General features: G+C 71.9%; 8 protein-coding genes. 4 read left to right on the top strand and 4 right to left on the bottom strand.

Annotation, left to right across the window (positions count from 1 at the left end; translation table 11 throughout):
• Positions 1–306: 306 nt before the first annotated feature.
• Both AC068A_RS18080 and AC068A_RS18075 read right to left on the bottom strand, forming a co-directional pair.
• Complete coding sequence (locus tag AC068A_RS18080) at positions 307–900, bottom strand: TetR/AcrR family transcriptional regulator (RefSeq protein ID WP_478585969.1); 594 nt, start codon at positions 898–900, stop codon at positions 307–309.
• Positions 901–921: 21 nt separating this feature from the next.
• Positions 922–1,962 carry an aldo/keto reductase gene (locus tag AC068A_RS18075; protein WP_478585967.1) on the bottom strand — a complete coding sequence of 347 codons (1,041 nt, stop codon included), beginning with the start codon at positions 1,960–1,962 and terminating at the stop codon, positions 922–924.
• Between the two features lie 451 nt (positions 1,963–2,413).
• Here AC068A_RS18075 and dusB point away from each other — a divergent pair, with 451 nt between their 5' ends.
• From dusB to AC068A_RS18055, 4 genes are all read left to right on the top strand, one after another.
• Entirely contained in the window at positions 2,414–3,556 is a 1,143-nt protein-coding gene (gene dusB, locus AC068A_RS18070) for a tRNA dihydrouridine synthase DusB (protein ID WP_478585965.1), read from the top strand.
• 376 nt (positions 3,557–3,932) lie between these two features.
• Complete coding sequence (ppdK, locus tag AC068A_RS18065) at positions 3,933–6,641, top strand: pyruvate, phosphate dikinase (RefSeq protein WP_478585963.1); 2,709 nt, start codon at positions 3,933–3,935, stop codon at positions 6,639–6,641.
• Positions 6,642–7,030: 389 nt separating this feature from the next.
• Positions 7,031–8,083, top strand: coding sequence for an ArsR/SmtB family transcription factor (locus AC068A_RS18060; RefSeq protein WP_478585961.1), 1,053 nt, complete (start codon positions 7,031–7,033; stop codon positions 8,081–8,083).
• 336 nt (positions 8,084–8,419) lie between these two features.
• Positions 8,420–8,881 carry a group III truncated hemoglobin gene (locus AC068A_RS18055; protein ID WP_478585959.1) on the top strand — a complete coding sequence of 154 codons (462 nt, stop codon included), beginning with the start codon at positions 8,420–8,422 and terminating at the stop codon, positions 8,879–8,881.
• A gap of 313 nt (positions 8,882–9,194) precedes the next feature.
• Here the strand turns inward: AC068A_RS18055 and nirD are convergent, their stop codons facing one another.
• Together nirD and nirB are read right to left on the bottom strand one after the other, a co-directional pair.
• Positions 9,195–9,539 carry a nitrite reductase small subunit NirD gene (nirD, locus tag AC068A_RS18050; RefSeq protein ID WP_478585958.1) on the bottom strand — a complete coding sequence of 115 codons (345 nt, stop codon included), beginning with the start codon at positions 9,537–9,539 and terminating at the stop codon, positions 9,195–9,197.
• Positions 9,536–12,085, bottom strand: coding sequence for a nitrite reductase large subunit NirB (gene nirB / locus AC068A_RS18045; RefSeq protein WP_478585957.1), 2,550 nt, complete (start codon positions 12,083–12,085; stop codon positions 9,536–9,538). Before nirB ends, nirD begins: the two co-directional genes overlap by 4 nt.
• Positions 12,086–12,087: the final 2 nt, after the last annotated feature.

Raw genomic sequence — 12,087 nt, 5'->3', positions numbered from 1 at the left:
CGGACGGCGACGCCGAGCTGAAGCGCATGTACGTCGTCCCCGAGGCCCGGGGGCTGGGGGGGGGGGGGCGGGGGGTTGGGGGGGGGTGCTGCGCCCTGGCCCACCGTCGTGTTCGCCGCGACCAGACCGCGGCGGCCCGGGCGGCGGCCTCCGCCGCGGCGGCGCGGCGCTCACCCTCGGCCTTCGAGCGCTTGCCGTAGTGAGTGCGCGGTCCACAGCGCCGGCCCGCCGAGCGTGGCGGAACCCGTCGAACTGCCACGGGCCGTTCCGCCAGGCGGTGCTCTCCGGCGTGCCGTCCGTGGCGCGTCAGGCGCGCAGACCCCGGATCACGAGGGCGGTGACCGCCTCGAACTCGTCGGTGATCGTGGGCGAGCTCCACTCGGCCGCGTACTGGGGGTCGTGGAACCGCCCGGTGGCGTCGAACACCGCGCGGGCGGCGGCCGGAACGTCCGGGGCGGCGAGCGTGCCCGCCTCGACCCCCTCGGCGATGATCCGGCCCAGCTGGCCGATCAGCTGGCTCAGGTGGTGGTCGACCACCCCGCTGTTCTCGGCGAGCAGCACCGTGTACGTCGCGAACAGCTCGGGGTCGTCACCCGCCTTGTGGCGCTTGGCGTCGAACAGGGCCTCCAGCCATGACTCCAGCTTGGAGGGGGCGCTCTCGCCGGGAGCGGAGGTGATCCCCTCCAGGCGGTCGACGCTCTTGGCGAGCCAGCGGTCGGTGACGGCCTCGCGCAGCGCGGCCTTCGACGGGAAGTGCCGGTAGACACTGCCGTGGCTGACGCCCAGGGCGCGCGCCACGTCCACCACCGTGGCCTTGGTGGGGCCGTAGCGGCGCAGCACCTCTTCGGTGGTTTCGAGGATGCGCTCGGGGGTCAGGGGCGCGGCGGCAGCGGGTGGCATGGGTACGACCGTACAGCCGCCTCAGTGCTCGCTGTCGAGGTGGGCCATCTGGGCCTCCGGGTAGCGGGCGCCGGCGGCGGCTCCGGCCGGGACCGCGTCTTCGATGGCTATGAGGTCGGCCTGCGTCAGCTCCACGTTCATGGCACCGAGTGCCTCGGCGAGGCGGTCCCGGCGGCGGGCGCCTATCAGCGGGACGATGTCCTCGCCGCGCGACAGAACCCAGGCGATGGCGGTCTGGGCCACGCTGATGCCCTTGGAGCCGGCGACCTTGCGCAGCGCCTCGACCAGGTCGAGGTTGCGCCGGAGGTTCTCGCCCTGGAAGCGGGGGCTCATGCCGCGGAAGTCGCCGGGCGCCAGCTCCCGGTCGCGGGTGAAGTGGCCGCTGATCAGGCCGCGGGAGAGGACCCCGTACGCGGTGACGCCGATGCCCAGCTCGCGGGCGGCCGGCAGGATCTCGCGCTCGATGCCGCGGGAGATCAGCGAGTACTCGATCTGGAGGTCCGCGATGGGCGCCACGGCCGCAGCCCGGCGCAGGGTGTCCGCCCCGACCTCGGACAGGCCGATGTGCCGCACGTGCCCCGCTTCGACGGCCTCGGCGATGGCGCCGACCGTCTCCTCGATCGGCACGTCCGGGTCCACGCGGGCGATCCGGTAGATGTCGATGTGGTCCCGGCCCAGCCGCTGGAGCGAGTAGGCCAGGAAGTTCTTCACGGCCTCCGGGCGGCCGTCGTAGCCGGTGAAGCTGCCCTCGACCGTGCGCAGCGCGCCGAACTTCACGCTGGTCAGCGCCTGCTCGCGGGCGGAGGCCGGCGCGGTGCGCAGGGCTTCGTTGATGAGCAGCTCGTTGTGGCCCATGCCGTAGAAGTCGCCGGTGTCGAGCAGTGTCACGCCGGCGTCCAGTGCTGCGTGGATGGTCGCGATCGACTCGCTCCGGTCGGCCTCGCCGTAGAGCGCGGACATGCCCATGCAGCCGAGGCCGAGCGGGAAGACGGCCGGTCCGGTCGCGCCGAGGGTGCGGAGGCGGTGGGTGGTGGTCGGGCGGGTGCTCTGGTTCGTGTCCATGGAACGAGAATGGCATGACGGGTGACAGATTTCAATATCTGTCACCCGTCATGGTGGGGTGGGGTGCGGAAGGAGGTCGGAGGGGGTGTCTGCGGCGGCCTCGGGGGACGGAAGGGGAACATGGTGGCCGCGGCCCGCGGAGGCGACCGGCGGGTCGGACAGGGGTTGGCGCGCGAAGGCCGGCGCGGCCGTGAGCGGCATGAACAGCCTGGCGAAGGCGCTGATCGCGGCCTCCGCGGCCCCACTGAAGGGGGCGGCCGAAAGGCGGCGAGCCGGTGCAGGCCCCGGCGTGAGCGAGCAGAGCGGCGGCGAGTCGGCCGTGAAGAGGCCGGGCGCGCGGCGAAACCCGGCGGCGCCCGATCCAGTCCGCGTCGAGCCCCCGCCCCCCGTTCCGATAGTACGCCTAACTAAAGAGATGTGTGCCGGGAGCCCGCTGGGCGACAATGGGGGGATGACCACGCTCCCCGCCCCCCTCGCGATCGGCCCGCACACCGTGCAGCCCCCGGTGGTGCTCGCGCCCATGGCCGGCATCACCAACGCCCCGTTCCGCACCCTCTGCCGCGAGTTCAGCGGCGGCAAGGGGCTGTTCGTGAGCGAGATGATCACGACCCGGGCGCTGGTCGAGCGCAACGAGAAGACCATGCAGCTGATCCACTTCGACGAGGCCGAGAAGCCCCGCTCGATCCAGTTGTACGGGGTCGACCCCGCGACGGTCGGCAAGGCGGTCCGCATGATCGTCGAGGAGGACCGTGCCGACCACATCGACCTCAACTTCGGCTGCCCGGTCCCCAAGGTGACCCGCAAGGGCGGCGGCTCCGCCCTGCCGTACAAGCGGAACCTGCTGCGCGCCATCCTCCGCGAGGCGGTCGCGGGCGCCGGCGACCTGCCGGTGACCATGAAGATGCGCAAGGGCATCGACGACGACCACCTCACCTACCTGGACGCCGGCCGGATCGCGGTCGAGGAGGGCGTCACCGCCATCGCCCTGCACGGCCGCACCACCGCCCAGCACTACGGCGGCACCGCGGACTGGGAGGCCATCGCCCGGCTCAAGGAGCACGTCCCGGAGATCCCCGTGCTCGGCAACGGCGACATCTGGTGCGCCGAGGACGCACTGCGCATGGTCCGCGAGACGGGCTGCGACGGCGTCGTGGTGGGCCGCGGCTGCCTGGGGCGCCCGTGGCTGTTCAACGACCTCGTGGCGGCCTTCGAGGGGCGCCCGGAGGACTTCCACCGGCCCGCGCTGCGCGAGGTCGCGGCGACCATGCACCGGCATGCGGAGCTGCTCGGCGAGTGGATCGGCGACGAGGCGCGCGGGGTGATCGACTTCCGTAAGCACGTGGCCTGGTACCTGAAGGGCTTCTCGGTGGGTTCCGAGATGCGCAAGAAGCTGGCGGTCACCTCCTCGCTGGCCGAGCTCAATGCTCATCTGAGCGAGCTGGACCTGGACCAGCCCTGGCCCGAGGGTGCGGACGGCCCCCGCGGCCGTACGTCCGGAAACAACCGGGTTGTCCTCCCGGATGGCTGGCTGAAGGATCCGTACGACTGTGCCGGAGTGGGTGAGGACGCCGAGCTGGACACGTCCGGAGGCTGAGAATCAGCTGACAAACTATGCCGTCGGCGGCGTGACATACGCCACGCATGGGTGGGGTTGCGCTCACATGAGCGCGAAAATCACGGCTAAGACTTCCAAAGGGTGGCACTGGGTGCCACCCTTTGTTTGTTCAACTCTTGAACGCAAATGTATCGATGATCGCTCATTCGAGCGTAGTCAAGCCTTCGTAGGGATCTCATCCTTCGGGAGGTGAACGCTCTTGAGAGGTTTCGGCTACCGGTGAGTTACTTTCGATCCGGGGGCGCACGAGTGGTTACGGCCGTATGACGGCCAAGTGGACGTACCCAGAAGCCTTCGATCTGGGTATGTTCCTCGCCGTCAGGGCAGCCACCGAGTCCTCGAGGAGTCGAGACCCGTGTCGGAAAACAAGAACCAGAAGTTCGTCTACGACTTCACCGAGGGGAACCGCGACCTCAAGGACCTTCTCGGCGGCAAGGGAGCCAACCTCGCCGAGATGACCAACCTGGGTCTGCCGGTCCCTCCCGGCTTCACCATCACGACCGAGGCCTGCAAGGTCTACCTCGAGAGCGGTGAGGCGCCGGCCGCCCTCCGCGACGAGGTCAGCGCCCACCTTGCCGCCCTCGAAGCGAAGATGGGCAAGGAGCTCGGCCAGTCGGACGACCCGCTGCTGGTCTCCGTCCGCTCCGGCGCCAAGTTCTCGATGCCCGGCATGATGGACACGGTCCTCAACATCGGCCTCTCCGACGCCTCCGTCGTCGGCCTCGCCGCCCAGGCCGACAACGAGCGCTTCGCGTGGGACTCGTACCGCCGCCTCATCCAGATGTTCGGCAAGACCGTCCTCGGCGTCGAGGGCGAGCTCTTCGAGGACGCCCTCGACGCGGCCAAGGAGGCCAAGAAGGTCACCGTCGACACCGACCTCGACGCCGCCGACCTGAAGAAGCTGGTCAAGGTCTTCAAGAAGATCGTCGCAAAGGAGGCCGGCCGCGAGTTCCCGCAGGACGCCCGCGAGCAGCTCGACCTCGCCGTCGAGGCGGTCTTCAACTCCTGGAACACCGACCGCGCCAAGCTCTACCGCCGCCAGGAGCGCATCCCCGGCGACCTGGGCACCGCGGTCAACGTCTGCTCGATGGTCTTCGGCAACCTCGGCCCCGACTCCGGCACCGGTGTCGCCTTCACCCGCGACCCCGCCAGCGGCCACCAGGGCGTCTACGGCGACTACCTGCAGAACGCGCAGGGCGAGGACGTCGTCGCCGGCATCCGCAACACGGTGCCCCTCGCCGACCTGGAGCAGCTGGACAAGAAGTCCTACGACCAGCTGATGCAGATCATGGAGACGCTGGAGACCCACTACAAGGACCTCTGCGACATCGAGTTCACGATCGAGCGCGGCCAGCTGTGGATGCTCCAGACCCGTGTCGGCAAGCGCACGGCCGGCGCCGCGTTCCGCATCGCCACCCAGCTCGTCGACCAGGGCCTGATCGACGAGGCCGAGGCCCTCCAGCGGGTCACCGGCCACCAGCTCGCGCAGCTGATGTTCCCGCGCTTCGACGAGGACGCCAAGACCGAACTGCTCGGCCGCGGCATCGCCGCCTCCCCGGGCGCGGCGGTCGGCAAGGCCGTCTTCGACTCCTACACGGCCGTCAAGTGGTCCCGCTCCGGCGAGAAGGTCATCCTCATCCGCCGCGAGACCAACCCCGACGACCTCGACGGCATGATCGCCTCCGAGGGCATCCTGACCTCCCGCGGCGGCAAGACCTCGCACGCCGCCGTCGTCGCCCGCGGCATGGGCAAGACCTGCGTCTGCGGCGCCGAAGAGCTCGACGTCGACACCAAGCGCCGCCGCATGACGGTCGGCGACCGGGTCATCGAGGAGGGTGACGTCGTCTCCATCGACGGCTCCACCGGCAAGGTGTACCTGGGCGAGGTGCCCGTCGTACCGTCCCCGGTCGTCGAGTACTTCGAGGGCCGTATGCACGCCGGCGCCGACGACGCCGACGAACTGGTCCAGGCCGTCCACCGGATCATGGCCTACGCGGACCGCGTCCGCCGGCTGCGGGTGCGGGCCAACGCCGACAACGCCGAGGACGCGCTGCGCGCCCGCCGCTTCGGCGCCCAGGGCATCGGCCTGTGCCGCACCGAGCACATGTTCCTCGGCGAGCGCCGCGAGATGGTCGAGCGCCTGATCCTCGCGGACACCGAGGACGAGCGCGAGGCCGCCCTCGCCGAGCTCCTGCCGCTGCAGAAGAAGGACTTCATCGAGCTGTTCGAGGCGATGGACGGCCTGCCCGTCACCGTCCGCCTGCTCGACCCGCCGCTGCACGAGTTCCTGCCCGACATCACCGAGCTGTCGGTGCGCGTCGCCCTCGCCGAGGCCCGCAAGGACCACAACGAGAACGACCTGCGGCTGCTCCAGGCCGTGCACAAGCTGCACGAGCAGAACCCGATGCTGGGCCTGCGCGGTGTCCGCCTCGGCCTGGTCATCCCCGGCCTGTTCGCCATGCAGGTCCGGGCGATCGCCGAGGCCGCGGCCGTGCGCAAGAACGCCAAGGGCGACCCGCGCGCCGAGATCATGATCCCGCTCGTGGGCACCGTCCAGGAGCTGGAGATCGTCCGCGAGGAGGCCGACGCGATCATCGCCGAGGTCGAGGCCGCCACCGGCGTCGACCTCAGGCTGACCATCGGCACGATGATCGAGCTGCCGCGCGCCGCCCTGACCGCCGCGCAGATCGCCGAGGCCGCACAGTTCTTCTCCTTCGGCACGAACGACCTGACCCAGACGGTGTGGGGCTTCTCCCGCGACGACGTCGAGGCCAGCTTCTTCACCGCCTACCTGGAGAAGGGCATCTTCGGGGTCTCGCCGTTCGAGACCATCGACAAGGACGGCGTCGGCGCCCTCGTCCGCAGTGCGGCACAGGCCGGCCGGGCCACCCGCCCCGACCTCAAGCTCGGCGTCTGCGGCGAGCACGGCGGTGACCCCGAGTCCGTCCACTTCTTCCACGAGGTCGGCCTCGACTACGTCTCCTGCTCGCCGTTCCGGATTCCGGTGGCGCGTCTGGAGGCCGGTCGCGCCGCCGCCGAGGCGACGGGCAGCGACAGCCGCTGAACCTGCCTGAGGCCCGCTGAGGGCCCCTGAGAGTCCGCCTGCCCCCGGGTTCCCTGACCCCCGAGGGCAGGCGGGCAATTCTTTGTTGTTCAACAAATCTTTACGCCAGCAGGCGGTGGACGGATCCCCACCCGTCCACCGCCTGCTGTCAATCCGCCAGGCACGTCGGCGCATCCCGGTGCGACCGACCGCCAGGCCCCGCAAAGCCCCCCACGGCCTTCACGGAGCGTTTCGGTCGCACTGGAGTGTGCCTGGCGGAGTACAGCATTTCGGTTGTCACGCCCCCGCCGAAAGGGGTTTCAACTGTGGCCGAAAGGGCGTGGTGACGTCGTGTGACGGCGTGCATACTCATGGGGCGGGGGGATTGCGGTTGCACAGGTGGGGGTTCGGTGCTGCGTATCCATTTCACTGGAGTGGACCTGGCACGCGTGCGGATGGCAGGGCGTCCCGATGCGTTGTGGGAAACGATTCTGAGTTTTCACCGCTTAAGAGACCGGCGTGATGCCCGGCTCTTCGGTGAATGGCGAACGGAAACCCGCAGCAGGTTGAATGGTGAAACACGCTTGCTCGGCGCGCTCATACCGAGTCGCGGCTATTTCCCCGATTTCCTGACCCCTGCGGAGGGGCAGTACGGGTGGGACGTGGGCCTCGACGCGCTGCGCGGGCTGCACCCGGAGCGGATCCGGCGCGAGCTGGCCCTGCTCGGGGCGGGCGCGCGGGTGGGTGCCGCCTTCGGCATGCCCCCGGGCGCGGGAGGCGGCGCGGACACGGGGGTGCCGCGGCGGCTGCGGGAGTTCATGGACGGCGGCACGCAGCACCTGCCGAGGCTGCTGGCCGAGCTGCGCGGCTACCACCGGGCGGCCGTGGCCCCGTACTGGAACCACATCCAGGCCCAGATCGAGGCCGAGCGGGCCGCGCGCGGCCGGGCCCTGCTGGACGGCGGCGCGGACGAACTGCTGGCCTCGCTGCCGCCGATGCTGCGCTGGCGGGCCCCGGTCCTGGAATGCGACTACCCAGTGGACCGCGACGTGTGGCTGCGCGGGCGGGGGCTGCTGCTCCAGCCGTCGTTCTTCTGCCGGCGCACGGCCGTGACCCTGCACGACCCGGAGCTGCCGCCCGTGCTGGTCTACCCGGCCGCGGCGCAGCTGGCCTCGGCGCCCACCGGAAGCGAATCGATTCGCCCCCTGGAGGAGCAGCGCCAGCGCACCCTGGGCAAGCTCGTCGGGCACACCCGCTCGGTGGTGCTGCGGGCCATCGGCGACGGAGCCACCACCAGCGAGCTCGCCCGCCGTGCCGGGGTCTCGCTGGCCTCCGCGAGCCAGCACGCCTGCGTGATGCGCGAGGCCGGACTGGTGACCACCCTGCGCCGGGGAAACGCCGTCCTGCACACGGTGACGCCGCTGGGGGCCGCGCTCCTCAAGGGCGGCGCGGTGGCCTCGTAGCGCCCGCCGCAGCCCCGTACCCGGGTCCACACGGCCCGGGTACGGGGGCGGGGCGGCCCGCGGTGCGGGTCCCGCCCGGAGGTGCCCGGGGCCGTTTCGGGGTGCGGTGCGCGCCGATATCCGGTACTCCGCGTTCGGAATCCGGCGCAAGATCCGCCCCGCAGCGGCGATTTCCAGCCACCCGGGTGTTCCTCCCGGAAGGTCTCGTACGCCGCCACGCCATCGGCGCCCGTGCGCTTTGCGTGACGGAGCCCCCCGACGCGATGTGACGCATCCCGGACGTATCAGGGACTTCGAGCCCTGGCCGGCCCCCGCGTCGGCGAGGATGCTGGGGCCATGGACCCCTCCGCCGCCGACCACGACATCCGCGGCCGCGCCGACCTCGAGGTCGTGCTGCGCCGCTTCTACACGGCCGCCTTCGCCGACGGGCGGATCGGCCCCTTCTTCACGGAGATCGCCGGCACGGACCTCGACGCCCACCTGCCCCGGATCACCGACTTCTGGGAACGGGCCCTGTTCCGCAGCGCCTCCTACGGCCGTGACCCCTTCGCCCCGCACGCCGCGCTGCACGCGGCACGGGCCATGACGGCCGAGGACTTCGGCCGCTGGGTGCAGCTCTGGCGCGCCGCCGTGGACGGACTGCACCGGGGGCCCGTCGCGGAGCGGGCCAAGGCGATGGGCGAGCGGATCGCGCTGGCCCTGCACCGGCGGCTGGCCGGAGCGGACGCCCCGCTGCACCGCGAGGGCGGCACGGGCTTCGTCCCGCTCGCCGCGCTGCGGCTCCGCTCGGCGGCCTGACCGGGCGGCGGCACCACCGCCCGGCACCACCGCCCGGCACCACCGCACCACCGCCCGGCACCACCGCGCGCCGGGACCGGAGCACGCCGAGAGGGCCCGGGGATCGCGATGACCCCCGGGCCCTCCGGCGCGCTCCCGTACGCCGGGGCCCACCGGGAAGGACCGCGCCCACGGCCGGGTAGTCACGCGGTACCGAAGCCCGCCCGCCCCTGCCGCCGTGGAGTGCCCCCGTGCGTCGTGGTCCCCTGCGCTCCCCCGTGCCCGCGGCCGGCCGGGCCACCCCCGCCCCCGCCCCCGCTCCCCGAGGCCCCCGCTAGGCCACGGCGGCCGAGGTCACGGCGGTCCGCACCGGATAGGTCCGGACCGACACCTCCTCGTCGTCCAGACAGCGCCCCGTCGCCAGGTCGAAGCGCTGCTTGAGCAGCGGCGAGGCCACGAAGGGCCTGCCCTCCACGCACCCCACCAGCCCCCGGGAGAGCACCGCCGCGCCCGTGAAGGGGTCCCGGTTGTCGATGGCGTACGTCCATCCCGAGCGGCCGAGGAACACCGCGGCCTGGCTGCCGTCGGGCAGCAGCACCGCCACCCCCCGCCCCGGGATCATGTCGGACAGCTCGCACACCGTCAGCCAGCCTTCGTCCACCTGCAGTTCCACGGTCATCGGGTGCCTCCCACGGCTTCCAGCGGCTGCCGGCCGGTCAGGATCGCCAGGTCGGGCTTGACCTGGTCGCGTTCGGGCACGAACCGGACGGTCGGGTCCGGGGCCCCGGGCGCGTTGACGAAGGAGACGAACCGGCGCAGCCGTTCCGGGTCCTCCAAGGTCTCCGCCCATTCGTCGCGGTAGTTCGCGACGTGGTCCGCCATCAGCGACTCCAGCTCCTCGCACAGCCCGAGGGAGTCGTGCACGACGACGTCCCGCAGGTGGTCCAGGCCGCCCTCCAGCCGGTCCAGCCAGGTGGAGGTCCGCTCCAGCCGGTCCGCGGTGCGGATGTAGAACATCAGGAACCGGTCGATGAGCCGGACCAGTTCGGCGTCGGACAGGTCCTGGGCGAGGAGGTCGGCGTGGCGCGGGGTGGCCCCGCCGTTCCCGCCGACGTACAGGTTCCAGCCGTTGGCGGTGGCGATCACGCCGAAGTCCTTGCTCTGCGCCTCCGCGCACTCGCGGGTGCAGCCGGACACCGCCGACTTGAGCTTGTGGGGGGCGCGCAGGCCCCGGTAGCGCAGCTCCAGGTCGATGGCCATCCGCACGCTGTCCTGGACCCCGTAGCGGCACCAGGTCTGCCCCACGCAGGACTTCACGGTCCGCAGCGCCTTGCCGTACGCGTGCCCGGACTCGAAGCCGGCGTCGACGAGCCGGGCCCAGATCCGCGGGAGCTGGTCCACGCTCGCGCCGAAGAGGTCGATGCGCTGTCCGCCGGTGATCTTCGTGTAGAGCCCGAAGTCGCGGGCGACCTCGCCGATCACGATGAGCTTGTCCGGGGTGATCTCGCCGCCGGGGATGCGCGGGACGACCGAGTACGAGCCGTTGCGCTGGAGGTTCGCGAGGAAGTGGTCGTTGGTGTCCTGGAGGGAGGCCTGCTCCCCGTCGAGGACGTAGCCGCTCGCGCCCAGGGTGGGGGCGAGCGAGGCGATGATCGAGCCGACGGCCGGCTTGCAGACCTCGCAGCCGTCGCCGCCGCGGGCCGCCTCCCGGCCGTGGCCGTCGAGGAGCTGCTCGTACGAGGTCAGCCGCCGGGTGCGGACGATCTCGTACAGCTCGGCGCGGGTGAACGGGAAGCAGCCGCACAGCCCCTTGTCGGCGGGGGCGGGCAGCAGCTGCTCGATCACCTTGATGCAGCCGCCGCAGCCGGTGCCCGCCTTGGTGCACTTCTTGACCTCGGGGAGGGTGGTGCAGGCGGTGATCGCCTTCTTGGTGACGTTGTGGCAGGAGCAGATGACCGCCGTGTCGGGGAGCGCGGACGGGCCGAGCTGCGCGGCCGGGGACAGTCCCGCGGGCAGCACCAGCTGGTCCGGGCTGACGGGCGGGACGCTGCCGGTGAGCGGGCGCAGCAGCCCGTACGCGTCGGCGTCGCCGACCAGGACCCCGCCGAGCAGCACCCCGTCGGGGGAGACCACAAGCTTCTTGTAGACGCCCGAGCGGGAGTCGGAGTAGACGACGTCGAGGCTGTCCTCGGTGGCGCCGTGGGCGTCTCCGAAGGAGGCCACGTCCACGCCGAGCAGCTTCAGCTTGGTGGACAGGTCCGCCCCGGTGAACTCCTTCTCCCGGCCCAGCAGGTCCTCGGCGGCGGTCTCGGCCATCTCGTAGCCGGGGGCGACCAGGCCGTACACCCGGCCGTCGGCGGCCAGGGCGCACTCGCCGACGGCGTAGACGCGCGGGTCGGAGGTGCGGCAGCGGGAGTCGACGGCGATGCCGCCGCGCTCGCCGACCGTCAGGCCCGCGTCGCGGGCCAGCTGGTCGCGGGGGCGGACGCCGGCGGAGAAGACGACGAGCCCGGTGTCGACGGCGGAGCCGTCGGAGAGCCGCATTCCGCTGACGCGGCCGTCCTCGCCGGTGAGGATCTCCTGGGTGCCGACGCCGGTGTGCACGGTCAGGCCCATGCGCTCGATGGTGCGCAGCAGGGCCGCGCCGCCGCCCTCGTCGACCTGTACGGGCATCAGGCGGGGCGCGAACTCCACGATCCGGGTGGGGAGCCCGAGCCCCTGGAGGGCGCCGGCGGCCTCCAGGCCGAGCAGGCCGCCGCCGACGACGGCGCCGGAGGTGCAGTTCGCGGCGTACTCCTCGATGGCGAGGAGGTCCTCGACGGTGCGGTAGACGAAGCAGCCGGGGGCGTCCTTGCCGGGCACGGGCGGCACGAACGGGTAGCTGCCGGTCGCCAGGACGAGGACGTCGTACGGGAACACCCGCCCCGAGCGGGAGGTGACGGTACGGGCCTCGCGGTCGATGCTCTCGGCCGGGTCGCCGAGGTGCAGGTCGATCCCGTGCTGCTCCATGAAGCCGGCGGGGGTGAGGGAGAGGTCCTCGGGGCTGGTGCCGGAGAAGTACGAGGTCAGGTGCACACGGTCGTAGGCGGGCCGGGGCTCCTCGCACAGCACGGTGATCCGGTGCGTGGCGGTGGCCCCGCGCTCGGCGAGCGCCTCCAGGTAGCGCTGGCCGACCATGCCGTGGCCGATGAGCACGATGGCGGGGGTGGGCGTGGATGCGGCCATGA

It is taken from the genome of Streptomyces sp. NPDC043854 (assembly GCF_056436005.1).
The sequence above is the reverse complement of the archived record's forward strand: the minus strand, read 5'-3'. Positions and strand labels throughout refer to the sequence as shown.

Bases quoted from the DNA above. Each gene is read 5' to 3' on its own strand.
- AC068A_RS18080 (WP_478585969.1), bottom strand. From the start codon at position 900: ATGCCACCCGCTGCCGCCGCGCCCCTGACCCCCGAGCGCATCCTCGAA.
- AC068A_RS18075 (WP_478585967.1), bottom strand. From the start codon at position 1,962: ATGGACACGAACCAGAGCACCCGCCCGACCACCACCCACCGCCTCCGC.
- dusB (WP_478585965.1), top strand. From the start codon at position 2,414: ATGACCACGCTCCCCGCCCCCCTCGCGATCGGCCCGCACACCGTGCAG.
- AC068A_RS18055 (WP_478585959.1), top strand. From the start codon at position 8,420: ATGGACCCCTCCGCCGCCGACCACGACATCCGCGGCCGCGCCGACCTC.
- nirD (WP_478585958.1), bottom strand. From the start codon at position 9,539: ATGACCGTGGAACTGCAGGTGGACGAAGGCTGGCTGACGGTGTGCGAG.
- nirB (WP_478585957.1), bottom strand. From the start codon at position 12,085: ATGGCCGCATCCACGCCCACCCCCGCCATCGTGCTCATCGGCCACGGC.